General features: G+C 35.3%; 23 protein-coding genes. All 23 read right to left on the bottom strand.

What is annotated here, in order from left to right; genetic code table 11:
• Positions 1-202: 202 nt before the first annotated feature.
• Positions 203-475, bottom strand: coding sequence for a hypothetical protein (locus Q5O30_RS10655; RefSeq protein ID WP_021953731.1), 273 nt, complete (start codon positions 473-475; stop codon positions 203-205).
• A gap of 12 nt (positions 476-487) precedes the next feature.
• The gene (locus Q5O30_RS10650) at positions 488-2,239 is read right to left on the bottom strand and encodes a Na/Pi cotransporter family protein (RefSeq protein WP_021953730.1); all 1,752 of its coding nucleotides are present in this window, start codon (positions 2,237-2,239) and stop codon (positions 488-490) included.
• A 116-nt stretch (positions 2,240-2,355) separates the two neighbouring features.
• On the bottom strand, positions 2,356-3,708 hold the full coding sequence (locus tag Q5O30_RS10645; protein WP_021953729.1) for a cell wall metabolism sensor histidine kinase WalK: 1,353 nt from the start codon (positions 3,706-3,708) through the stop codon (positions 2,356-2,358).
• Between the two features lie 11 nt (positions 3,709-3,719).
• Entirely contained in the window at positions 3,720-4,391 is a 672-nt protein-coding gene (locus Q5O30_RS10640) for a response regulator transcription factor (RefSeq protein ID WP_021953728.1), read from the bottom strand.
• Positions 4,392-4,478: 87 nt separating this feature from the next.
• A complete protein-coding gene (gene phoU, locus Q5O30_RS10635) occupies positions 4,479-5,129 on the bottom strand; it encodes a phosphate signaling complex protein PhoU (protein WP_021953727.1) in 651 nt (216 codons plus the stop codon).
• Between the two features lie 2 nt (positions 5,130-5,131).
• The gene (gene pstB, locus Q5O30_RS10630; RefSeq protein WP_021953726.1) at positions 5,132-5,881 is read right to left on the bottom strand and encodes a phosphate ABC transporter ATP-binding protein PstB; all 750 of its coding nucleotides are present in this window, start codon (positions 5,879-5,881) and stop codon (positions 5,132-5,134) included.
• A 3-nt stretch (positions 5,882-5,884) separates the two neighbouring features.
• A complete protein-coding gene (gene pstA, locus Q5O30_RS10625) occupies positions 5,885-6,730 on the bottom strand; it encodes a phosphate ABC transporter permease PstA (protein ID WP_118589118.1) in 846 nt (281 codons plus the stop codon).
• Positions 6,731-6,735: 5 nt separating this feature from the next.
• Complete coding sequence (gene pstC, locus Q5O30_RS10620; RefSeq protein ID WP_021953724.1) at positions 6,736-7,563, bottom strand: phosphate ABC transporter permease subunit PstC; 828 nt, start codon at positions 7,561-7,563, stop codon at positions 6,736-6,738.
• Between the two features lie 101 nt (positions 7,564-7,664).
• Positions 7,665-8,558 carry a substrate-binding domain-containing protein gene (locus Q5O30_RS10615; RefSeq protein ID WP_021953723.1) on the bottom strand — a complete coding sequence of 298 codons (894 nt, stop codon included), beginning with the start codon at positions 8,556-8,558 and terminating at the stop codon, positions 7,665-7,667.
• Between the two features lie 198 nt (positions 8,559-8,756).
• On the bottom strand, positions 8,757-9,797 hold the full coding sequence (locus Q5O30_RS10610) for a leucine-rich repeat domain-containing protein (protein WP_302674700.1): 1,041 nt from the start codon (positions 9,795-9,797) through the stop codon (positions 8,757-8,759).
• Between the two features lie 157 nt (positions 9,798-9,954).
• Positions 9,955-11,691, bottom strand: coding sequence for a metallophosphoesterase (locus tag Q5O30_RS10605; RefSeq protein WP_021953721.1), 1,737 nt, complete (start codon positions 11,689-11,691; stop codon positions 9,955-9,957).
• A gap of 27 nt (positions 11,692-11,718) precedes the next feature.
• On the bottom strand, positions 11,719-12,156 hold the full coding sequence (locus tag Q5O30_RS10600) for a GatB/YqeY domain-containing protein (RefSeq protein WP_021953720.1): 438 nt from the start codon (positions 12,154-12,156) through the stop codon (positions 11,719-11,721).
• A gap of 97 nt (positions 12,157-12,253) precedes the next feature.
• On the bottom strand, positions 12,254-14,089 hold the full coding sequence (locus tag Q5O30_RS10595) for a YgiQ family radical SAM protein (protein ID WP_021953719.1): 1,836 nt from the start codon (positions 14,087-14,089) through the stop codon (positions 12,254-12,256).
• Between the two features lie 102 nt (positions 14,090-14,191).
• Positions 14,192-16,567, bottom strand: a complete 2,376-nt coding sequence (locus Q5O30_RS10590; protein ID WP_021953718.1) for a DUF4125 family protein — start codon at positions 16,565-16,567, stop codon at positions 14,192-14,194.
• A gap of 28 nt (positions 16,568-16,595) precedes the next feature.
• Positions 16,596-17,408 carry a metal ABC transporter permease gene (locus tag Q5O30_RS10585; protein ID WP_021953717.1) on the bottom strand — a complete coding sequence of 271 codons (813 nt, stop codon included), beginning with the start codon at positions 17,406-17,408 and terminating at the stop codon, positions 16,596-16,598.
• Positions 17,401-18,105, bottom strand: coding sequence for a metal ABC transporter ATP-binding protein (locus tag Q5O30_RS10580; RefSeq protein ID WP_021953716.1), 705 nt, complete (start codon positions 18,103-18,105; stop codon positions 17,401-17,403). Before Q5O30_RS10580 ends, Q5O30_RS10585 begins: the two co-directional genes overlap by 8 nt.
• Before the next feature lie 16 nt (positions 18,106-18,121).
• On the bottom strand, positions 18,122-19,129 hold the full coding sequence (locus tag Q5O30_RS10575) for a metal ABC transporter solute-binding protein, Zn/Mn family (RefSeq protein WP_021953715.1): 1,008 nt from the start codon (positions 19,127-19,129) through the stop codon (positions 18,122-18,124).
• 11 nt (positions 19,130-19,140) lie between these two features.
• Positions 19,141-19,539 carry a Fur family transcriptional regulator gene (locus Q5O30_RS10570; RefSeq protein ID WP_021953714.1) on the bottom strand — a complete coding sequence of 133 codons (399 nt, stop codon included), beginning with the start codon at positions 19,537-19,539 and terminating at the stop codon, positions 19,141-19,143.
• 81 nt (positions 19,540-19,620) lie between these two features.
• Complete coding sequence (locus Q5O30_RS10565) at positions 19,621-20,436, bottom strand: Cof-type HAD-IIB family hydrolase (protein WP_021953713.1); 816 nt, start codon at positions 20,434-20,436, stop codon at positions 19,621-19,623.
• Between the two features lie 479 nt (positions 20,437-20,915).
• Positions 20,916-22,649 carry a proline--tRNA ligase gene (locus tag Q5O30_RS10560; protein ID WP_021953712.1) on the bottom strand — a complete coding sequence of 578 codons (1,734 nt, stop codon included), beginning with the start codon at positions 22,647-22,649 and terminating at the stop codon, positions 20,916-20,918.
• A 249-nt stretch (positions 22,650-22,898) separates the two neighbouring features.
• Positions 22,899-23,369, bottom strand: a complete 471-nt coding sequence (locus Q5O30_RS10555; RefSeq protein WP_021953711.1) for a DUF4279 domain-containing protein — start codon at positions 23,367-23,369, stop codon at positions 22,899-22,901.
• Between the two features lie 930 nt (positions 23,370-24,299).
• A complete protein-coding gene (locus Q5O30_RS10550; protein ID WP_021953710.1) occupies positions 24,300-25,118 on the bottom strand; it encodes a fibronectin type III domain-containing protein in 819 nt (272 codons plus the stop codon).
• A 175-nt stretch (positions 25,119-25,293) separates the two neighbouring features.
• A partial coding sequence (locus Q5O30_RS10545; protein ID WP_302674699.1) for a S8 family peptidase occupies positions 25,294-26,756 on the bottom strand: 1,463 nt, incomplete at its 5' end.

The following is a 26,756-nucleotide window of genomic DNA, read 5'->3' as shown; positions in this document are numbered from 1 at the left end:
TATGTTACACACAATTCTAAGCTGTTTATTCTTTTGTATGCCTGTTTATCTGCGTTCTATATATTTTCGTTTTTATTTAACAATCTTAGTTGTCATTGACAAGAATATTTTTAAATGATACCCTCAATAACATGGTGACTTTTGCTGCTACACTATAATTTTCGGTTTAAAATGCTAACATTTTTTAACCTTATATATTTTCTTAATTTTCCAAATCATCCGGCTGGGTATTTCGCAGGATGAACATGAAACCTCCACCGAATCCCATTATCATTCCCAGATAACCTGCTGTTGCAAAAAAATATAATGTGCTAAATATGTATGGTGTCAATAAAATGGCAGCTCCATATAGTATCATTCCCATTAAACACCATAATAAAGTGTTTAATGCCAGATAACATCCTCTTTTTGACACCGGCAAAAATTCGTGTATCCTTAATGCAACCTTCCATATAACTCCATACATTTCATGCATAATAGTGCCTCCTTACAATTCTGCTGTATATTTACTAAGCTTATCTTTATATATGTTGTAAAACTCACTTCCCGGCATTTTGTCAATTTCCCTGCTATACTCATGAAGTCCAAGACTGCCGTGGGCAATTTCCTCAACACATCCGGCTATGTTAGAACAATGGTCTGATATTCTTTCCAGTGCAGTAATAATATCAGTCATAATAAATCCCTGTTCAATAGTACATTCACCTTTTTTAAGCCTGTCTATATGACGTTTCTTTAGTTCATGTTTAAGCTTATCTATCACCCTTTCCATTGCCTCAACTGAAACGGCAGCATCTGCATCATTATTTATATACGCCATATTAGTTTCTTCCAAAATTTCAGCTACCGCTGCTATCATTTTTCTTATTTCTTTTGAAGCATTATCAGAAAATTTCAACTTCTTTTCAGCAATCTCTTCTGCTGATTTTGCAATTCCAACAGAATGGTCGGAAATTCTTTCTACATCACCGATAATATGAAGTAACTCGCTTACCACACGGCTATCCTGTTCACTTAAATTTTGCTTACTTACATGTACAAGATATGTGCCTAACTTGTCCTCATATTTATCAATTTCCTTTTCGCAATCTTTTATGTTTTCAAAATTCTTTTCGCTATATTCACCTATTAATTGGCAGGCAGATTTAACACCCTGTATTGTTTTGTCAAACATAGTCTGAACCTGTTTCTTACACTGTTCAATAGCTATAGTTGGTGTTGCCAAAAGCCTCTCATCTAACAACTGAAGAGAATCTCCAACTTTTGCATCCCTCACAATAAAGCATGCCAGCTTTTCCAACTGATTTGCAAATGGGAATAACAACATTGTACATAAAATGTTAAATAACGAATGTATTACTGCAATGCCAAGCAAGCTGGCACTTTCATCTATAAAAGAAAAATGTATAAGACTGTTTACTATACAAAATACCGTAAGTATTACCGCTGTTCCTATAATGTTAAATGTAAGGTGAACAACAGCTGTTCTCTTGGCATTTTTATTAGCTCCAACAGAAGAAATCATTGCAGTAACACATGTTCCGATGTTCTGTCCCATTATAATAGGAATGGCGCTGCCATAACTTACTGCTCCTGTAGATGCTAATGCCTGCAAAATACCAACTGATGCTGATGAACTTTGTATAATTGCAGTAAGGGCAGCTCCTGCTAACACACCTAATACAGGATTACTAAACATTGTAAGAATATGTTGAAACTGAGGAACCTCTCTAAGAGGACTTACTGCCGATGACATTGCCTCCATTCCAAACATAAGCACTGCAAATCCTAATAATATGTTTCCTAAATCAGCATTTTTTGAATTTTTCTTTCCCATTACAAGAATTATTCCAACCATTGCCAAAATCGGTGTAAATGATGTTGGCTTTAAAAGGCTTACTAAAATGTTGTCACTGGTAATTCCCGTAAGGCTTAATATCCAGGCTGTAATGGTTGTACCAACGTTGGCTCCCATTATTATTCCAATAGCCTGTTTAAGTGTCATAATACCTGAGTTTACAAATCCTACTACCATAACAGTAGTGGCTGATGAACTTTGTATTATGGCAGTCACCCCTGCTCCAAGAAGGAATCCCTTCCATCTGCTGGATGTGAGTTTTTCCAAAATTGACTTTAACTGATTACCGGCACGCTTCTCTAAGGCTTCTCCCATAATGTTCATTCCATAAAGAAATAGTGCCAGACCACCTATTAGCGATAAAAAATTAAATATGTTCATTTTTCCCTCCACTATAAAATATTTGGTTTCTTTTTGTTTCTTTAATTTTATAGTATAGGTGCCTTGTAAATTGTAATTATTTGTAATGTAAAATCTAAGTTAAATTTGCGAAAAATTTAGAATAAAATGGTGATTTTTGTTCCTTCTTTGTATTTGCTCTTAACAAAAACCTTGGCATTATGAAAATTGGCGCCATGCTTTACAATGGAAAGCCCCAGTCCTGTTCCACCTATTTCCTTAGAATGACTTTTGTCTGCCCGGTAAAATCTTTCAAATATTCTCCCGATATCCTCGTCTTTTATTCCAATTCCCGTATCTTCCACCGACAAATTTATTCCATCGTCATTTTTTAAAATATTCACATAGATTTTTCCACCGGTTTTATTATATTTTATGGCATTGTCAATCAGATTAAATATCATTTCCTCAATAATCTGCTCTGCCCCGGTAATTACCAGATGCTTTCCTGAAAGAAACATTTTGATATTTCTCTTTTCCGCTGCCGCCTCTAAATGTCCCATAACTGCCTGACTTGTTTCATATAAATCAATTGGTTCCATTTTCACGGCAATATCCTTGCCATCTAATTGGGAAAGCTTAATAATATCACCAACTAAAATAATTAATCTTTGCGCCTCTGAATGTATTTTTCCTGCAAATCTTGTAATATCCTCCTCTTTCACCATTCCGTTTTGAATTATTTCCGCAAAGCCGGATATGGAAGTAAGAGGTGTTTTTAATTCATGGGATACATTGGCAGTAAAATCCCGCCTTAAATTATCCTGCTTTTCATGTTCCATGTTAAGCTGCTCTATCTGTTTATCTATCTGATTGTTTTGCTTTATGATTTTATCTATTAAAGGTTCAATTTCATCATATATCTTTTCCCTGTCAGGTTCATTTAAATCGATTTGATTTATTGGTGTGGTTACTGCCTTTGAAACCCTTCCTGCCATATATGCCGCTATAAGAATGGCAAAAACCATAACACATATCATGGGAAATATTGTATCCATAAGTGTTGACCACACTGTAGACATATCCTTCGACAATCTTAGTACATCTCCGTTATTAAGAAGCTTTGTTACATTTATTGTTTTCCTTGATAGTGTATCAGAGTATCTTTCAGAATAACCTGTACCATTTTCTCTTGCTTCCCTTATTTCTTCCCTGTCATTATGATTTCCTAAACTGTTAATATCATTTCTATTGTCAAATAACACCTTGCCGGAACTATCTACTAACGTTATTCTGTGTTTTACACTTAAAGATTTCAAAAAGGCCACACCATTCAGTTCTACTCCGCTTGATGTGGCCGTTAATTCGCCCTTTAAGGCTGCAATATTTTGATTTGAAAAACTTTTGTAAACGATTACTACAGTTAGAATGGTAGTTAATGCTATTACAACAGAAGAAATGATAAACATATTAAGAAAAATCCTTTTGCTCATTTTCTTTATTCTTATCATTTTTATTCCTCTTAACTATTACTTATTTTATATCCTACACCACGTATAGTCTTTATTACATTGCCTGCAGTGGTTAGTTTCTGGCGCAATGTACGAATATGTACGTCTACTGTTCTACTTTCTCCGTCAAATGAGTAACCCCATATTTTATTTAAAAGCTGATCTCTTGTAAGGACAATTCCTTTGTTTTTTATTAAAAGACATAACATTTCAAATTCCTTTAAAGTAAGAATTACTTCCTTACCATCCACCTTTACTATATGCTTTGCCGGACACACATATAGATTGTCTATTGTGTAATCTGACTGATAGCTGTTAAATTCCGACCTTCTTAGAAGTGCCTTAACCCTTGCTACCATTTCCATCATGCTAAAAGGTTTTGCAATGTAATCATCAGCTCCACTTTCTAAACCGTTTATTTTATCATATTCACTGGTTTTGGCTGTTGCCATAATTACCGGAACCCTTTCCGTCATGGGATTTTTTCTCAGTTTTTGAAGTATCTCTATACCGCTTTCTTCCGGAAGCATCACATCCAGAATAACCAACGACGGCATTTTTGTATTTAAGGCTTTCCAGAAATCCGATGGTTTTTCAAAGCCTTCTGCCTGTATTCCTGTACTATTTAATGTATATACAACCAGTTCTCTTATACTGCTGTCATCTTCGACTAAATATACCATCTTACCGTCCTCCTTTATTCCAGAATAATCCTCTTTTGTAATTTTTAAGTTAATCCTATGTAAATTTTAGGTCAAATTATAAATTAATTATTCACCTTCATAATGAGTTCCTAAAATGGAGTATTCTACCCATCCGGCAATATTTGTGGCATGGTCACCAATTCTTTCCAAATACTTGGCAATCATAAGAGTGTCAATACATTCCTCTCCACCTTCAGTATCTTCAGCAATTTTAGAAATAAGTTCTTTTTTTATTTCATCAAAATAGTTATCAACTACATCATCACTTAAAATAACACTTTTTGCCTTATCTAAGTCTTTGCTTACAAAGGAATCAACACTTAAAGTTACCATTTTAATAACCTCATTTGCCATATCATTTAAATGTACCTGATATTTTAAATTGCTGTCCTTTATGTATTTGGCAAGTTCCACTATGTCTGATGCCTGATCACCAATTCTCTCCATGTCCGATATCATTTTAAGGGCTGAGGAAATCACTCTTAAATCCCTTGCTACCGGCTGTTGTCTAAGTAAAAGCTTCATACAGATATTTTCAATAACTCTTTCTTTTCTGTCAATTTCAGCATCCGTATCAAGAACTTCTGCCTTTAATTCCTCATTGGCATGGTCCATTGCCATTTTAATTGCAGCAGCTATAGCCTGCTCACATAATTTTCCCATTTTAATCATTTCATCATTAAGATTATGCAACTGTTCATCAAATTTATTTCTCATAATTAACCAAACCTTCCTGTTATATAATCTTCTGTTCTCTTATCCCTAGGCATTGAGAACATCTGCTCTGTATCACCGAATTCAATTACTTCACCTAATAAAAAGAATGCTGTTTTGTCTGATATTCTTGCTGCCTGCTGCATATTATGGGTTACCATAATTACCGTGTAATCCTTTTTAAGTTCCACAGCCAAATCCTCTATTTTGGATGTAGAAATAGGGTCAAGAGCTGATGTAGGCTCATCCATAAGAATTACTTCCGGATTAACTGCCAATGCCCTTGCAATACACAATCTCTGCTGCTGTCCACCTGACATTGCCAAAGCACTCTTTTTAAGTTTATCCTTTGTTTCATCCCAGATTGCTGCCTGCTTAAGTGTTTTCTCCACAATCTCATCTAACTTAGCTTTAGAGTGAATACCGTGGGTTCTAGGCCCGTAAGCAATATTGTCATATATGCTCATTGGGAACAAATTAGGTTTCTGGAAAACCATTCCTACTCTCTTTCTAAGAATATTTACATCCATGTTTTTATAAATATCTTCACCGTCTAATGTTATAAGACCCTCAATTTTACAATCCGGCACTAAATCATTCATTCTGTTAAGCGATTTTAAAACTGTTGATTTACCACATCCTGAAGGTCCGATAAATGCCGTTATTTCATTTGGCGGTATATTAAGATTTACATTTTTTATTGCATGAAAATCACCGTAGTGAAGTTCCATATTTTGTATGTCAAATTTTCCCATTTTTTATTCCTTCCCAACTTTCTTTGCTGCCAGACCTGACAGTCCGTTAATAATTAATACAATTACAAGAAGTATTACTGCCGTAGCATATGCCTGATTAGTGTACAATCCTTCATTTAACAGCGAATACATATGTACCGCCAGGGTTCTGGTAGATGAAAACAGACTCTTTGGCACTTCTGCCACTGTTCCTGCTGTAAATATAAGAGCTGCACTTTCTCCTACAATTCGTCCAATGGCAAGAATTACTCCCGATAATATTCCGGGGATTGCTGCCGGAAGAACAATAACGAATATTGTTCTAAGCTTTCCTGCCCCAAGTCCATAGCTTCCTTCTCTAAACATATCAGGAACTGCCAAAAGAGATTCCTCGGTAGTTCTTACTATTGTTGGTAAAACCATCATGGTAAGGGTAAGTACACCTGCTAACAGTGAGTTTCCCCACTTAAGTAATAATACAAATACAATAAATCCAAAAAGACCAAATACAATAGAAGGAATACCTGCTAATGTTTCCGTTGTAAGTCTTATTACCTTAACTAATTTTGAGTTTCTCTTTGAGTATTCTACCAGATATATTGCTGCTGCAATTCCAATAGGTACTGCTAATAACAGTGTTAAAAATACCATTATAATTGTGTTTATAATTGCCGGCGTCATTGATACATTTTCTGTATTATACTTCCATGCAAATAAATCCGGTGTTATATATGGGATTCCGTTTACAAGTATGTATATAACCAGATAAATCATTGATGCCACCGTAATTGTAACGGCTAATAATATTAAAATGAGCATAATTAACGAGCCCGGCTTTCTCAAATATTCTTTTACTTTATTCATAACCATTCTCCTTAACTCTCACTTCTTCTATTTAAAATCGAGAAACATACGTTTATTATTAAAATGAATACAAATAATACGACCGCCGTGGCAATAAGTGCCTTTCTGTGTAATCCTGTGGAATAAGCCATTTCCAACACAATGTTAGTTGTAAGGGTTCTTGTTCCACTAAGAATACTGTCCGGGAAAATCGGCTGGTTTCCTGCTATCATAACCACCGCCATTGTTTCACCAATTGCTCTTCCCATTCCAAGAATTATTCCTGACATAACTCCTGACTTAGCAGCGGGTATCACTGTTTTAAATATGCTTCTTTCCTTTGTTGCTCCCAGCGCCAGTGCCCCTTCAAAATAACTGATCGGCACTGCTCTTATAGATGATTCCGCAGTGTTAATTATGGTTGGGAGAATCATCATCCCAAGGAGGATAGATGCTGCAAGAATCCCTTTTCCGCTGGTACCAAATATATCCTGAATAGCCGGAACTATCGCTACTAAACCAAAGAAACCATATATAATAGAAGGTATTCCGGCCATCAGGTTAATGATAGGTTTTATTACTTTATATAATGTAGAGGGACAGTATTTTGCGAGGAATACTGCAGTAAGAAGACCTATCGGTACACCTATTATCATTGCACCGGCAGTAACATAAATACTGCCAATAATCATTGGACCTATACCGAATATTCCCTGACCCGGCTTCCATTCCGTTCCAAAAAGAAATTTGATAGGCCCTATTTCCTGTATTGCCGGCATACCATTAGCGAACATAAATATACAAATAAGTACAACTGCCGCAATTGATATACATGCACATACAAGAAATACTATTTTCATTAAGAATTCTAATCCTTTATTCAAAATAATTACTCCTTAACTGACTATGCAAGAAGCACCGCCCATTAAAATGGTACGGTGCAATCCTGAAAAATCATTTACTATTTAACGTCTTCCCACTTTGTTGTCTCACCTGTATAAATTCCCTTAATCTGGTCACTTGTAATATCTGTTAATGGGTTAGCGTTGTTTACGATAACTGCGATACCATCCATTGCAATCTGTTTTGATGTAAGACCTGCTGATAATTCTTCATCCTTCAATTCTCTAGATGACATACCAATCTGTGCTGCACCTTCTGTAGCTGCCTGGATACCTGCTGAAGAACCTGATTCCTGAATTTCAATTGTTACATCAGGGTTAATTGCTGTGTAAGCATCTTTGATTTTGTCCATAAGCGGTGAAACTGATGTTGAACCTGCTAATGTAATCTTACCCTTCTGCTTGCTGCCTGTATATTTTCCTTCCGGAGTAAGTCCAATATATCCTTCATCATTTACAATCTTCTGTCCTTCTTCGCTCATTACATAAGAAATGAAGTCTTTATCTAAATCTGAAAGCTTATCCTCCTTGTAGCAAATGTTAAATGGTCTTGATACTTTATATGAACCTGCCTTAACATTTTCTGCTGTTGCCTCAGCTCCGTCAACCTTAAGTGCCTTAACATCTGTTGATAAAGAACCAAGAGATACGTAACCGATTGACTTTTCATTCTGACTTACTGTCTTAAGCATTACTGATGTACTGTTTGTGATTTCTGCTGTCTGGGTTGTAATGTCGTTATCCTGATCATCAACTATTCCCATAAGTTCTACGAAAGCTCCTCTTGTACCTGAGCCATCCTCTCTTGAGATAACTGAAATGTCTCCGGTCAGTGCTGTTGATGCATTTGTTCCTGCATCTGTTGTCTTATCATTTGATGAACTTCCACATCCTGTAAATGCCATTGTTGTAATAACTGCTGCAGTCATAACTGCTAAAAATTTCTTTCTCATTTTGTTTTCTCCTTTAAAAAATCAATTATTTGTTTCCTTTCACGATGTATAATATTAGACTTATGTAAAAAGCAATGTCACGTTAATGTTAAATCTATTTAAAATGTGGTGAGAATTTTTAAAGGGTCTGGCATCGCCAGACCCTTTAAATAAACTCTTCTATAAATTGACAAACTCTCTAAAACTTTGATGTTCCCTTTAATATTCTTCAATTGTATATTTTCCGGTAGGTGGATTGTCTTTAAATAACTGCTCCACCTGTGAGTCTTTCTTACAGTGAATCGTCAAGCCTTCTAAGCCTTCCTCTGTGTCAAATATTCCTTTTTGCATATTTTCCACAGTTTCCGGGAAATATATATCCTTTATTTCACTGTCACCAAAAGCCCATGTTTCTATTTCATTTACACCTTCTTCAATTACTACCGTATCAATTTTAGAAAAAGAAAATGCTCCGCTTTCTATCTTTTTAACATTAGAAGGAATTGTAACTTTTTTCGTATTTAATCCTCTTTGATAGTCAGCGGACATGGCATTTTCGGCTATTGTATTTACTTCCTTCGGAATAGTAATTTCTGCTGCATTTCCAACATATGCTAAAAGATTTCCCTCTCCGTCAATTGCGAAACCATTATCGTCAACCATTCCTGATTTTTCATAATACCTGTTGGTTGAAAGATTAGCTTCTAACTGGTCTGCCGCACTATCCTCCCGGGAGAAATAATCAATCCTGTCATTGTCCTTATCTTCCGTGTAAAAATACTTCCGAAGCTCATATTCCGATACGTTATCTTTATCTATTACATCCTTAAACTGCTCTTTTTCATCAAAATAATTCATGTAAATAGCCTTATTTCCCAGTTTAAGCTTATGATTTTCTATGGTATAAGAACCTGAATCCATCTTATTTCCAGACAAATCCTTTTCTTCATATTTACCACCCTCAGTAAAAGAGACAACGGTTATTTCATCCAAATCAACCTTGTACCACTTGCCTGCAATACTTAGTTTGTCATAATCAACTACGTACTCATAATTGCTATTTTTAATATATCTAATAATCCCAAACATGCCAAAAATAACAAGAATTATTGCAACATCAATTATAAGAAGTCTTCCGGTAGTGATTTTTCTGCCACCTTTTGCAGCGGATGTTTTTGGCTTATCAGCAAGATTTGCTCCCTTAGCTGAACTTATCCTTTTAACGGGATTTAATCTTCTAATGCCAGACCTCTTCTTCACTCTTCCTCTAAAATGTATCTTAGTATGATTCTTTATCTTCCTAGTTGTCCGGATAGTTTTATTATTTATGAGTTTTATATTCTTTTTAATAACAATTTTACTTTTGCTCATTATATCTAAAACTTCTTTCTTAACCTTATTTATTATTTTGCATTAACTATTTTCCGGTTTTAACCTTTTTAGTCGCTGACCAGCTACCGGTTATTTTGTAGCCAAACTGATACCCCACTGCTCTTACTCTGATATAATACCTTGTATTTTTCTTTAGACCCTTTATGGTATATCTGTTGGTTTTTACGGTCTTGGTTTTAGCCTTCTTAAATTTGTTGTTAGTAGAATACTGCACCTGGTACTTTGTGGCATTATCCACTTTTCTGTATCTTATTGAAACCTTATATTTTTTAGACTTCTTTGATAATTTTTTAGCTTTGCTTACAGAAGATATCTTTGCTTTAGCAATTTTAAGTGCCGGCTTAGGTGTGGATTTCTTTCCATCTTTATTTAAATAAGATGCATATGCTAAATACTTTCCTTCTTTAAAATCAACCCCTAAATAAACCGTAGACTCAGAATACTTAAGGGCAATGGTGCCCTGAGACTTTAAGCCGTTGTTTTCCTCACGGGTGGTTGAATTTTCCTCTATTGTACGAGGTGCACTGACACTTGCTATATGAACAAGGGACGCTCCGGTAGCTTTTTTATTAATATTTCCAATATTTAAATTAGAATTATACTTCTGCTGGTCATATGCCCAGTGGGAATGTCCGCTAAACATAGTAACATTTGGATACTTATTTAAAAGTTTTCTAAATCTTACCTCATCAGAATTTCCAAATATATATGTCAAGTCATAAGTGTATCCCCCCGGATTTTTAAGGTTTCCCACAGCCTTTGTTGCATCTCCCTTTTCATCTGCAAAATATGTGTGGAAAAACAGGTAAACATTTTTATTGGCATATGTATTTAGATTTTTCTCCAGCCAGTTAAGCTGCTGCTCGCTTACAATAGAAATATTTTTTCTGTAAAATCCCCTTGTCTGACTGAAAAATATAAATATATCACCATTTTTTTCGTAAACAAAATCAACACCGTTAGAACTTATTGTACGGATATTTTTGTCAGAAGTCCTTTTAGTATTAACCTGCTTTGCAAAAGACTTAACATGTGCTTCCTGACTTCCGGTCCAGGAAACATCATGGTTTCCCATACATGTATAAACCGTCATGCCGGGATATTTATTTATGGCATTATTAAATTTTTTGTAGGAATCATCCTCACCCTGATTACTTAAGTCTCCTGTCATTCCTACAAAATCAATATTTCTGTCGTTTATAAATTTAAGGGCATTATTAAAAGCCGGTACTGAATCATCCTGTGAATAGTCATTATATCTGTTAAAGTGAACATCACTCATAAGACCAAAACTATAGGAAACCTTTCCCTCATTAAACTGTTTGCTTTCCGGTATGTCACACTTGTAAGGAGTTTTGGTTTCTTCTTTATAAACAAGAACTTCCTTTGCTCCCTCAGGTATAACTAAATATGGAGAGGTAATCCGATAACTGCCCTGATATTCACTGTTATTATTTACCTCGTCTGTAGTGATTGTGCCAAATTCCGTAAACTCAATGTTATCATATTTTAATTTGTTACCTTCTCCGTCGCCCCAGTATAAGTCGTATGAAGCTTTCTCATTGGTAACCAGCTTCACGGTGCCATATGCCGATGCTGCATTAAAGTTGGCAAAATTATATGTTACTCCCAAATCTATAGGAGCCGCACCGGTGACTGTGGCTAACGCTCCTAAAGGATATCTGGAAGAAAGCCCTAATACAAGTACTATAATAAGCACTAATGATACAAAGCGTGCTTTAAATGCTCTATTATTTGTCATCTGTTCATATTCCTCCCGCTAAATGTATTACTGGCAAAGCTTTGCCACTATCTGGTTTATAACTTTTCTGTCGGCTCTTCCTTTAAATGCCGGCATTACAGTTTTCATAATCTGACCTTTGTTCTTTGTAGCAATAACATCAGCGAATTTTTCAGTAAGTTCAGCTTCTACCTCTTCTGCACTCATAAGCTTTGGTGCATACTCATTAAACACATCGTATCTTGCCTGATACTCTTCAATTAAATCTGTTCTGTCGGCAGGGCAGCTGTCAATCTGTTCCTTAACTGTCTTTAATTCCTTTAAAATAACTTTATTTACCATTTCTTCAGGAATATCCTCCCTGCATCCTGCGTCAATCCCTGCTTTCTTTACCGCCTGAATCAATGCTGAAATTGATTCCTTTCTAGCTTTATCTCTAGCCTTCATGGCTGCAATCATATCTTTTTGTAATACTTTAATATCCATTACTTAATACCTCTCTTTCTCTATCTATTCTACATTTCAAAAATTCTATGGTCAACCCTGTATATGTCTTTTTTTAACATATATTTACAGAGACTTTTTATTTTCTTTTTCCTTTTTTTACGGCAGCTCTTTCCTTCTTTATCTGACGGGGTTTTATAAGGCATTTTTTATCAAAACCAATTAAATCTTCCCTGCCTGCAATATGAAGTGCTTCCTTTACCAGCTTGTAATTTTCAGGCTTACGATACTGCATCAATGCCCTTTGCATAGCCTTTTCGTGAGGATTTTTAGGCACATACACCGGCTCCATGGTTCTTGGATCAACTCCGGTGTAATACATTACCGTAGACATGGTAGATGGTGTCGGGTAAAAATCCTGAACCTGCTGGGGATTATAGCCTATATCCCTTAAATACTCAGCTAACTTTACTGCCTCCTTCATATCAGAACCCGGATGGGAACTCATAAGATAAGGCACAACAAACTGTTTTTTCCCTTCTTTTTCATTCATTTTATAATACTTGTCTATAAACTTCTCATAAACACAATGAGGCGGCTTTCCCATATAAGATAAAACCTTATCGGAAATATGCTCCGGTGCCACCTTAAGCTGCCCGCTTATATGGTATCTTACAAGGTCGTTGAAAAACCTGTCGTTCTTATCCTCCATAATATAATCAAACCTGATACCTGAACGGACAAAAACCTTCTTAATTTTGGGAAGTTCCCGAAGTTTTCTAAGTAATTTTAAATATTCACTGTGGTCGGTATCTAAATTTTTACACGGAGTCGGCCACAAACACTGCCTGTTTTTACAAACACCTGAAGTAAGCTGTTTCTTACATGATGGATGGTAAAAGTTGGCTGTAGGACCTCCCACATCATGAATATACCCTTTAAAATCAGGCATTTCCGTTATTTTCTTTGCTTCATTTATAATAGACTCATGACTTCTTGTCTGAATAATTCTTCCCTGATGAAATGTTAATGCGCAAAAACTACATGCCCCAAAGCATCCCCTACAACTTGTAATGGAAAATTTAATTTCCGAAATAGCAGGTATGCCTCCATCCTTTTCATATATAGGATGATATGTTCTCTCATATGGCAAATCATAAACATCATCCATTTCCATTTGGGTAAGTGGCTCCTGAGGTGGATTTTGCACCACATACACTCCGTTAGGGTATGGTTCCACTAATGTTTTTCCATTATAAGGGTCTGTATTTTCACTTTGTATCTTAAAGCTTTTGGCATAATTTAACTTATCCTCCTTCATCTCATCAAAAGAAGGAAGGATAATCGGGTCATATGCTAAAGACAAATCTCTTGTTTTAAAAACCGTTCCCGGTATATAGGTAATATCCTTAACATCCATTCCGCTATCCAATGCATCTGCAATTTGAACTATGGATTTTTCACCCATTCCATAACAAATAAGATTAGCCTGGGAATCTAACAAAATAGAATGTTTAAAGCTGTTACTCCAGTAATCATAATGTGCCATTCTTCTAAGGCTTGCCTCTATTCCTCCTATAATAACAGGCTTATTCTTATAAGTTCTGCGAATGAGATTTGAATATACAACTACTGCATGGTCAGGTCTTTTCCCTATAACTCCTCCCGGAGTGTAGGCATCTGTTTCCCTTCGTTTTTTTGAAACATAATAATGATTTACCATGGAATCCATGTTCCCACTCATTATTAAAAAACCAAGCCTTGGTTCTCCCAGAATATTTATGCTGTTGTCGTCCTTCCAGTCCGGCTGTGAAATAATCCCCACAGTGTATCCATGTGCCTGAAGAACCCTGCTGATTATGGCATGACCAAAGGATGGGTGATCCACGTAAGCGTCACCTATAATATATACAAAATCCAGCTGTTTAATTCCCTGCTTTTTCATATCTTTTTTTGAAATCGGTAAAAATGCCATAATCTTCTCCACTCCATAAATCTCTTATTTGTTACCTGACATCCTTATATCATAGTATATAAAATGATTGCTTTCAACGGATATTTTAATTAATTAAGGTATTTATTTAAGACTTGCTTCTGCTTCCTCTAAGCTTTTGTAACCCTGCATCTTAGCAGTGTTTTCAATAGTCATTTCTGCTAAGTTTTTATTGTTTTTATATAAATCCACAATAAAATCTGCATACATAAGCAGAAGCCTGTCTGAGTATGTCAAAAGCTCTCCCTTTAAGTAGGTTTCATAGCTGGCATTATACTCATAGTCAGCATCACTGGTAATATCCCTTGCATTAGCTGCAAGCTTCGGATAGCTTTTGGCAAAATCCTTCATCCATTCCACCTGAATTTGTGCAATCTGATTTACGATTTCCTTTGCTTTTTCAGATTTTGGTGGGAAATTATCCTTAATTTCCTCATATTCCTCAGGCACCGTACTTTCCATCATTCTGCCATACTTTTCAGTAATCATATTTATGCCTTTTTCCTTATTATCAAGCCACAAATCCCTAATTGTAATAAGCATGTCATCTGTCCATGTAAGGTACTGGCTTTTTCTCATTACATAAAACACCGGCCAGTTATCCTGACATTGTGCCCTGCCCCCTTTATTATTTACCTTGTCAAAAGCGTCAAATTCCAAATGAATAATATCGTTAATTACCTTTTCCCTGTCAAACTCTGCCTTGCTTACAATTTCCGGCACATAATCATTTAGAAAATCAGAATTTATATTATTAACAATTCTCTGATTCTTAAGCTCATTTATTATCATTTTGGCAACTTCTTCTATAATAACTGCCGCCTTATCTTCTTTATTATATGAGGTATTATCATAAGCATAATTATCCCATACCGCCTTCTGGCTGTTTAATACCGACAATTCTTCTAATAAATTCATAACCTGCGGCATAAGTTTATACTTCTTAATTCCTGCTGCCATCCACTTGTAATACGGAGAATACATGCCATTTAAAATATATATGCAGTGCATGGTACTTTTAATAAACTCCGATATACATATATTGGCACTAACATAATCTTTCCTTGCCATTGAACGGCCATAATTACTTTGACCTGTCTGTGCCATTTTTGACACTTCTCTGGCTAACTTAATGATTCTTGCTTTCTCCGGCTGACTTCTGAAGTGATTTCGTATATCTGTAAAAATACCCTCATTATCTCTAAAAACCTCTCCGTTAGTCACTGTTGCTAACTTGTCATCATCAATATCTATCCACTGGGAAACCTTTTCGGGACTTTGTCTGTAACCTGTGTATTTTTCGTAAAAGTCTCCAATAAGGCATACTCCCAATCTGCCTTTAGCCATTTCAGTGTCCATTCGTCTGACACCCATATATTCTTTAGGCAACTTCTCATATTCTGCCTGAAGTTTTTCCCCTATAAAGTCGTAAGTGGACTTAGTTACCCACATGGAAAATCCCGGACCGAAATCATGGTCTCTTGAATAAATATCATCAAATCCAAACCGTTCTGAACCTTCTCCCACAAATCCCACGGCAATTTTATCTTCATATTCTTTAAATTTTTCAGCAATCATAGGTGCTCCATATTCTTCATAAAAGCCCTTGGCAAGCTGCAACCCCGATATGTTTTTTTCCGTATTCCTGTTTAAATTTCCTTCTATGTTTTTAAGCTTATTTTCTACCTTTTCCAAATTATCTTTGGTAATTTTATAAGCTGTTCCTTTTCCCATGTTAATTTCTATTTCCCCTAAAGCTTCCCTGTATAAATTTTCTGCTTCATAGTACTGGTGCTTTTTACACATTGCCCCTGCCATGGCACATAATGCCCCGCTATAATGGAAGTTCTTAACTTCATCCCTGCGGTATATTTTCAAAGCCTTATTTAAATATTCAACGGCTTCATCCACTTTATCTAATTCCACTAAAGATGCCCCTAAATTAGAATAAGTGGTGGCAACCTCTATTTCTGCCCCCTGTATATTTTTAATAATAGAAAGAGCTTTTTTCAAATGTGCCACTGCTGTTTCATAATCTCCTATTTCCTGATATAAAAGGGCAATGTTGTTATGTAAACTTGCAAATCTGTAATCATTACTATCAATGTTTCTTTCGTATATTTTAAAAGCCTCCATATAATACTGAAGTGCTTCTTTTAGCAATCCTGCTGCTCTGTGGGCATTGGCAATATTTTGAAGGGAAGTTGCATAATGGACACTTCCCTGTATTCCCATTTTCTGCATAACGTCAATGCATTGATGACATGCCTTAATGGATTTCTCATACTCACTAATATCCCTGAAAAATCCCATCATTTCATTTAGAATGGTAAACTGAGCAGAAAGGTCATTTTCCCTTACAGCCTCCTTGTAATTTTCCTCCAAAAAAACCGGAACTTCATTTATTTTTTTCTTTTCAAATAAATTATCTAAACTATTTAAAAACTTCTCAACATCCATAACTGCCTCCAAATCCTATATAACCTAACTATACACGTTTCTTTACGGCGGAAACTACTCCAAAAATAATAAACACAGCTAAATTTACCACCACTACGCTAGCTCCTGCCGGTATTGAAAATACATATGAACATATGAGTCCTATGGTAAAGTTTATAACTGCTAAAATTGCCGAACAGATAGTTACACTGATAAATGACTTAAATATTCTCATTGATGTAAGCGCCGGGAATATAATAAGACTTGATATTAACATGGCACCCATCATTTTTATTCCGATTACCACGGTAATTGCCGTGAAAATTGATATAAGGGTATTGTAGTTTCCCACTTTAACTCCCGTAGCCTTTGAAAAGTTCTCATCAAAGGTTACTGCAAAAATTTTGTGATAACAGAATATAAACATTACAATAACCACTGCTGATAAGCACACGCTAATTACCACATCATCCTTTGACATGGCAAGTATGCTTCCAAACATATAACTATATACATCTGTGCTAAGACCTGTTGTAAGTGAGGTTACAATTACACCTATGGCAAGTGCCGATGCCGATACCATGGCAATTGCCGCATCACTTCGCATTTTGCCGTTTTCCGCTAATCTAAGGAGCAAAAATGCTGCCACAATAACTACAGGAATGGCAAATTTAATAGGGGCGAATCCACAGGCTACCGCAATGGATAATGCTCCAAAGGATACATGAGATAACCCGTCACCTATCATGGAATATCTCTTTAAGACAAGGCTTACTCCTAAAAGTGCCGCACAAAGGGAAACTAATACGCCCCCAATGAAAGCCCTCTGTATAAATTCATATGAAAACATCTGACTAAGCATTTTCGCCACCTCCTAAAAACATGTTTGACACATTGGATTTCTTATATTCTTCCACTGTTCCGAAGAAGTCATTTTCCTGCTCTAAATGAAGAATATGGGTAGCATATGTCAGTGCGTTTTTTATGTCGTGGGTTACCATTACAATGGTAACTCCCTCCTTGTTTAATTCCTTGATTGTATCATAAAATTCCAATGCTGCCGCCGGGTCTAAACCGGTTACCGGCTCGTCTAAAATAAGGGCGCTGTCTGTGGCACATAATGCCCTTGCCAATAATACCCTTTGCTGCTGACCACCTGAAAGTTCCCTGTAGCAGTGCTTTTTTAAGTGTGCAATTCCTAATTTTTTCAAATTAACCATTGCCTCTTTTTTATCCTCTTTGCTGTAGAAAGGACTTTTATGCCTTATGTTTAGCACTCCTGACAACACAACCTCCCACACACTTGCCGGAAAGTCCCTTTGTGCCTGGGTTTGCTGTGGAAGATATCCTATACCTTTTTTGCTCTTTTCCGCGTTAATACTTATCTTTCCCTGCAAAGGACTAATAAGCCCTAACAAAGTCTTAATAAGGGTACTTTTTCCTGTTCCGTTCTCTCCTACTATGCAAAGATAATCTCCCTGATTTATACTGAAATTTACATTTTTTGCAACTATTCTGTTTTCATATCCTAATGTTACATTTTTACATTCTATATTCATTTTTAACTCCCTGTGTCTACTTAACATTTAGTGCCTTTTTAAGAACATTGGCATTTTCCTTCATAAGGTTTACATAAGTTATGCCTTTCTTAAACTGTTTTTCCGTTATATTATGGCAGGAATTAAACTGATATTTTTTTACTCCTGTATCATCACATATAACGTCTGCCATTGCCTGACTGCTTAATTCCAAATAAAAAATTCCATGAACATCCTTTGCCTTAACCTTGTCTATTAAAAAAGCTACTGTTTTGGCACTAGGCTCCATTTCTCCGCTACAGCCATCAAATGCCGCATAATATTTAAGTCCATATTCCAGGGCAAAATATTTAAGAGGGAATTTATCAGCAAAAATAATTTCTTTCTTATGTGCTTTATTTGTAATACTTCTGATTTCCTTATCAACATTTTTTATCTCATTAATGTAGTCTTTAGAATTCTTATTAAATACATCCTTATATTCAGGCATTTTTTCCGACAGATTATGGCATATATTTTCCACCAGTTTTTGTGCCATAACAGGTGATGTCCATATATGCTCATCGATTTCGTGATGATGTTCATCCTCATGCTCCGGATTTTCATCACCGTGGTCATGGTCATCTACTGCAAAAACCTTCTCCCGCTCTTCTTTCTCTGCTGCCACCTCTATTTCCGGTTTCACGCAATCTATCATTTTTATTACTGTCTGGCTTTTATTGTCAAGGGATTCTAATACAGTGCTGACCCATGTTTCCAACCCTCCGCCATTGTAAATAAAAACATCTGCATTATTTATTTTCACCACATCAGCAGGTGTAGGTTCAAAGGAATGGTCATCCTGTCCCGGTGATACTAAAAGCTCCACCTCTATATTATCAATTCCCTTTGTAACTGCCCTTGCAAAATCATAATAAGGAAACAGCGTTGTCATAATCTTTATTTTATTTTCTTTTTCATTATGAGGGATTTTATTACCGCATCCTACCGTTAAAACAGCCATTGCCATAACAATCATCCACACAGTTATTTTCTTAATCTTCATTTCATTCTCCCTTATTTTGAACATTTACTGCATTTTCCATAAAAAACCGTTCTTTTAGGATTAATACTGAAATGATGATCCACACTTACATGATTGTATAGCTCTGCTAAATGATGGCACTCCATCTTTTCTACCTGTCCACATTCCTCGCATTCAATGTAGAATCCGTCCTCAGCCTCGTTTGCAATGTATCTGTAACATGCTCCCGTCTGCTTTTCCACATTAATTCGTGCCACAATTCCATCCTGTTCCATTTTCTCTAAATGGCGGTAAATAGTTGTAAGACCTACAGAATAGTTATTATTTTTAAGATATTTTTCAATTTCACTAACAGTAACATAACTGTCTTTATTTAATTCAAGGCATTCCCTTATAGCTGCCTGTTGCTTTGTTTTATATTTTCCTGCCACAATAGTACCTCTTTTCAAATTTGAAAATCATTTTCATTTTCACCCATTGTACTATTGCAGACAGGAATTGTCAAATAAACTTTATTCACTTAACAAATATTTTTCAATTGCTTCGCCACAGCCGTTATGGTCGCAGTCCCTTACCGTAACATCACATATTTTCTTAACATTATCATTAGCATTTCCCATGGCTACCGCAAGTCCTGCCTTGCTTAACACATCTAAGTCATTATCTGCATCTCCTACAGATATAACCTCACTTAAATCTATGCCTAAATAGTCACATAACTTAGCTAAACCGGTTCCCTTGGTAGTTCCTGCAGCTGAAATTTCAAGAGATGTTTTTTCCGCATTTACCATAACAAGGTTTTCTTTTTCCAGTTTTTTTCTTGTTTTTTCACGATCTTCCTGAAATGCATGATATAAATTAAGCTTTAATACATTTACCTTATTTTTTATGGAATACTCTGCGATATTATCTACAGGTGTTGCTACCTTTTCAAATAAAGACTTGTACGCCCCCATTCCATAATATTCCATATTCTCCATCTGACCTTTTTGAACTAATGATTTTTCTGATAAGATATGTGGCAAAACATCCACTCCTTCTATGGCATCAAATATTATATCCACCTGATTTTCAGGTATTTTGTTTATATAAATCTCTTTTTTCTCTTTTAAATCATATACTAAAGCTCCACTTATGCCGATAATATATCTCAGGTCTTTTATCTGTTCAATATATTCCTGTAATTCCGGTATGCATCTTCCTGTACATAAAACCACTTCCTTACCGGCATTAAATGCTTTGTTTATTGCCTCTAAAGTTGCCTTTGAAATTTTCTTTTGTGAATTTAACAACGTTCCATCCATATCCAATGCAATCATTTTGTACATATTTTATTTCTCCTTTTGTCTTATTTCTTCTTATTATTTCTTATTGTAACAATTATTTTACAATATAAACACTAAATTTTCACGTTTTATGGTTATTATTTAACTTGTAAATAACTTATAGGGAATTTATAGGGAATTATTAGGGAAGTTATTTACTCATTGTTTTTAATTTTTTTATTTTTTTTATGAGACTATTTTTAGTCTCCTCTCCTTTTATTATGTATATTGTGAGAGAGGAATGTTAAGTTTTTTAGTTTTTCTCGCTTATCATTCCATTCCCCATTTTTAGGGAATTGAACGTATTGGTCGTGTTAATACGTTCAGACATATGGCAGGTCCCTCCTGTCATATGTTTTCATTAATGGTAACTTGGGTAGGCGCCACGCCTACCCATTTATCATTTTACGGAACTCTAAAAAATAAAAAGAGTGCAATGCAGGACTATCCCCCGCATTGCACCCTTTTTATTATATATTACTTTATTTTACCTTTTCATAAATACTGTCGGTAAGCTGCTTTATAACATTATCAACTTCCTGCTCAATTTCATTCATTGGTACCTTCTTCTGAATACTCTTATCTCTTGTAGATAATTCCACAACACTTTCCTTTAAGTTTCTTGGACTTACAACTACACGTACAGGAACACCTAAAAGGTCTGCATCTGCAAACATTGCTCCCGGTCTTGCCTTTCTGTCATCATAAATAACTTCAATTCCCTTATTCTGTAATGTATTGTATAAATTATCAGCAAATTCCTTACACTCACCATCATCTGAACGTAAGCAGCAAAGATGTACCTGCCATGGAGCAATTGTAATAGGCCAGATTGGACCATAATCATCATGACGTACTTCACATATGGAAGCTGCCATACGTCCCACACCTATGCCGTAACATCCCATAATAGGGTACTGCTCTTCACCGTTTTCATCAGTATACTTAAATCCCATAGCCTTTGAATATTTAGTTCCCAGCTGGAATATATTTCCTACTTCAATACCTCTTGAAATTGTAATATGAGGCTTTCCGCACTGAGGACAAATGCCACCTTCCACAATCTTTGCAAGGTCAAAATATTTAGCATCAGGACAATCTCTTTCAACATTAAATCCTGTGTAATGGGTATCTACCTTGTTTGCTCCTGTTACAAGATAATCTATATCCTTAAGAGAATTATCAAAAAGAACCGTTACCTTTTCGTTAATACCTACAGGTCCGATAAATCCTGCTGTAAGGACGCTGTCGTCTTCAATAACTGCCGGATGAATTTCACATCCAAGAGCATTAGTCAGCTTTGTTTCATTAATATCTAAATCACCACGGATAAATGCTACAACATAGCTGTCATCGGCATTTCTCTGATATACAACTGCTTTTGCCGTATTCTCTGCAGGAATATGTAAGAACTCACAAAGTTCTTCTATTGTTCCTGTTCCCGGTGTTGCCACCTCTTTTAATTCCTCTTTAGCTATTGTATTTTCATTTTTAACAATACTTGGAGCAGCCTCAACGTTGGCACTGTAGCCACACTCAGGACAAATAGCTATTGAATCCTCTCCTGCTGCTGTAAGAAGCATATACTCATGAGAAATGCTTCCACCCATCATACCTGAATCAGACTTAACTACTGCTACCTCAGGTATTCCGCATCTTGCAAAGATACGATTGTATGCATCATAGCATCTCTGATAATACTGCTCTAAATCCTCCTGAGATGTATGGAATGAATAAGCATCTTTCATGGTAAACTCACGTACACGGATAAGTCCTGCACGAGGTCTTGCCTCATCACGGAATTTAGTCTGAATCTGGTAAATCATAAATGGATATTTAGCATAACTGTTAGCATATTCACGAACTAACTGAACTGATGCCTCCTCGTGAGTCATTCCCAATACCATCTTGCTTCCTGTTCTGTCTGTAAATCTTAATAATTCAGAACCAACACTTTCGTATCTGCCTGACTCTTCCCAAAGACTTCCCGGAAGTGTTACAGGGAACAATACTTCCTGTCCGTCAATTTTATCCATTTCATCCCTGATAATATTCTCTATTTTCTGTGAAATTTTCTTCATTGGGGGAAACTGTGAGTAAATACCATTTGCTACATTCTTGATATATCCTCCTCTTACCATTAATGCATGGCTGTCAATAAGACAGTTTGCCGGTCTTTCTTTAAATCTGTCCCCAACAAGTTTTGATAATTTCATCTTTCTTTCTCCTATGATATTTATTTTTAGTATAACAACACTAACTAAATCATTTTAATACAGTTTATAAAAAAAATCTATACTCTTTCAGGCAAATAATCTTTTTATTTTCTGAATTTCAAACATAAAGGGCAGGTGTTTTATTTATTAAAGCCTCTTCTTTCTTTGTCCAAAACTCATTTTTATAAGCAGAATCTTTTTCTAAAAACTAAATATTTGGTAATTTTTTTTATTAACCATACCTATACTTTAAGACTGTGAATCGCAGATCACTCCATTGTTTTTGTTATCATATTCTAAATACGAATCAATTTCAAATTCAGCATTTAAATAATTAATAAATTCTATAAATTCATGAGAAAAATATAAAATTGGATTTTCTGAAATATTTACAGTCAGACATACTTTTACATGACATGCTGAACTTTTGATATATTTTCTTAATTTATCTTTTTCCTTATCCCATATACCTAACATTTTTTGTGTAGGTATCTTTACATCTCTAGCCTTTAAATATCCTGTAGAATAAATAATTATATTATCCTTTTGAATTTGTTGAATATTTTTTTCAGGTCCAACATACAATATATCGCCCTGACGAATTACCTCTGTAGGTTCTACATTTATTCTATTAACTATTTCATCTATTGGAACATTATCCCCCCAAATTAACAATTCTAACATCATTTCCATATCATCCACATCTAGTTCAATCGTCATGATTTTGATTGATCTTCCTTTCTCTCTAATTATTTTTTGAGTCACTTTGCATTATTTTCAATCAATGTAGTTAATAGGGCACTGTAACTTTATAACTAACTTTTTTATCTTGAAATACTATGAGATGAGACCTTCAATATGATATTCCTTAATACCAAAATGCAATAATAAATTTCCTTCCCTGCCCTCTCCATAAAATTACTAATAATACCCAAAACATTATCCATACCTGTTCTATATTATAAACACGTAAGAATCATGTTAAAATAAATTGTATAGTTATTCCCATTAAAAATTTTTCCCATTTTATTTTTTTATAAATTTCTTTCATCCTAGTCTTATGCAGAATATCTCATATGCATAATTGTCTTTTGAAATAATAATATGCTTCTCACGCATCAACTTGCTTCTTAAAATATCTATTTGTTCTAGAACATTTTTTCATACTTCTAAATCCCCCAAACGGATTCTTGTCCTTGTTATTAGCCCACTTCATCATCTTTAAATTATTACTAAATGCATTTTCATACCTATTCTCTTTTTAATGTTAATGTCTTCACCAATCTTTAGTATTATAATCTCTAAATTTGCCCCGTTAATCATCCTGTTTTTTAGAGCTAGAGCCACTACAAACTTAATAAACATACACCCCCCAGCCATAACTCAAATCGTATAACTTTTATAATATTGTACTTTTCTTTCATATTCTCTTTTAACTAATAAAAATGCACCAAACTCCTATTTCTGACTCAGAAGTTCGATGCATTATATTCTCTAGCTATATATTTTCATCCTCTTACCGTCAACTCTTCACCTATTCTCAGTTTATTACACATTCGAAAATTTTTCATGTTTTTTTTACAAAATTTATCCCAATTTTGAATTTTCATTAATGTCGTCCTTTTTATGTTGGTCAATATACCTATACTATCAGCCTCCTTCATAGCAAAGATAAACTAACCTATAGTTCTGCTTAACACTTTTCACCACGTAAACCTCCATATGTCCCCTTATTACTATTCCCTGATTATCCTCTTTATTTTCAAATACCTTTACCGTATTGAAAAAGTCCTGACTCTTTATTATGTCCTTTTTCTTCAAATTCCACCAATCTATCTCTTCTACAGCCGCATCATAAATGCTATAACTGCTGTTTTTTGAATTTTGAATGAGTTTATCTGTTTTGGCAAAATCATTCTCACTTAACTGTATTTTTGCAAATATCCTGCATCCTTTATAACTCTTCCCATTAAACTCATATTTTTCTTCACAAGTCTTATAATTTATAACTTTTGCATTTAAGGACAGTTTTAAATTGTATTTTGAATTAATAAGATTTATGACATCTATACTGCTAGAATTTAATGTTACTTTTTTTATATTACTCCACTTTCCTTTCACTTTTCCCTTTATTCCTCTTATTCTGAAATAATAATTTCTATTATTTTTTAATTTATATACTTTGCAACTTCTACGTTTTTTTACTGTTTTAATTATTGATTTTTTCATGTTCTTATTTGTAGAATATTGTATTTGATATTTATTAGTTTTGGCTATTTTTTTCCACCCTAACTTAATTGTATTCTTATTTACAATATTTACATACTGTATCTTTCCTTTTGATACTTTTTCTTTTGATTTTTGTGTTGCATAAACGAATTTTCCATTAAATCCCGTTACCAGCATTGTCATTACAAGAAGCCATATGGATACCTTTCTTAATGCTTTTTTGTTTACTCCGTGTTTCATAAATTTTTCCTCCCATTTAATTATTTTCATTTTATAAAATAAACGCACCAAACCTCTATTCTGACTTCAGAAGTTTGATGCGCTATGTTCTCTAATCATGTATTTTTCATCCGCCCTACATTTGATTTTAGTATATTATGTTATAAACTTTTTTTCAACATATTTTTCCATAATGTCATGTTCTTGTAATAATAAGAAAGCTGTTATATACATTTATTTCTCCATACCCCCATATAGGGCTTGGATATTCCACATCCCGCTCTCTTTTTGCACCTCTTATAAGATAATTTTTAATATAATTAGTTCTCATATAAGGCTCGTTTCCCTGAACATATCCCCACTGAAGCATTTGGGCGCAGCATCCTGCCGTAAGTGCTGCCCCAATGGATGTACCTGATTTTCCGGTAAAGCCTCCTGTGGTATTTGGTGCATATACACTAACAGCCGGTGCCACTATATCCGGCTTAATCCGGTTATCCCTTGTAAATCCCCGTCCTGAAGGAGGATATATTGAATTACTTTGATTATCAAAACCACCTACGGTAATTATATTCTGGGCACTTGAAGGCACTGTCAGGGTTCCTTCCGGTTCCGGCTTTAAGAAAAATATATTCTCCGTAAATTGATTGAGATTTCCCCAGATATTGTAAGCTCCGTTTAATATGTTATTTCCGTATACCCTTATAACCCATATGCCTTCCGAGGGATTGATAAACCTTAAAAAAACAAGTTCCTCTCCTGTCCCGGACTCCACTAATCTGTAATCTACTTCTACGGTAGTTCCGTCAAGAAGGAAATTAACAGTCTGACCATAATTTTTTCTTGCAGGTATTCTTGGAATGCTTTCTCCTAAAGGTGATATTAAAGATACGGAAAACACGTCAGGAGTATTTCCCCATAGTTCAAGAGCAAAGCCTTTGGTATCTGCACCTACCCTAAACTCCACATCCTCCGACATCCCATCTTCTAATCTTCCCTGATAATGAAGTCTTGCATTTGCCTCATTTCCACTACATACCACAACACAGTTTCCTATTATCTGCCCCATTTTCCCTAAAAGTTGGGCTAAAGGTGAACCTCCCGTTCTGCTTCCGTTTCCCGTTCCAACTCCCAAAACAATTACCAGAGGTCTGCTATACCTCATTCGTAAATCCATTAAATATGAAACTGCCAGCATAATATCGTTTTCCTGATAGGCATCCACCCCATCCTTTATAAAAAAATGGTCCCGTAAATATTGTTTTGCAGGTTTTAATTTCACCACGGCTATGGATGCGTCAGGTGCGCTTCCCACAAAATCCCTTTGTCTGTCATAGCCACCGCATGCCACTCCGGCCATTATTGTGCCATGACCATTTTCATCTCTGTGAGGTACTACACTATATGGGTTAGTGTCCCCTAAAGCCCTGTTTATATCTACTGCCGTATACAGGCTTCCATAATCAAAACCATCCGGAATATTTCCTGAACTGTCACTTTGATCCCATATTTCCAGTATCCTGGTTTGTCCTGTGGAATTTTTGAAAATACTGTTGGTGTAATCTATACCTGTGTCAATAAAACCAACAATTACATCTCTTCCTGTAAGTTCAAACCCTGTCTGATTTTGAAGCCTTATGGCTCCTGTGGCTGCTACTG

The sequence above is a fragment of the Eubacterium sp. CAG:161 genome (assembly GCF_000432355.1).
In the GTDB taxonomy this organism is placed as follows: Bacteria; Bacillota; Clostridia; order Lachnospirales; family Lachnospiraceae; genus Eubacterium_G; species Eubacterium_G segne.
The sequence above is the reverse complement of the archived record's forward strand: the minus strand, read 5'-3'. Positions and strand labels throughout refer to the sequence as shown.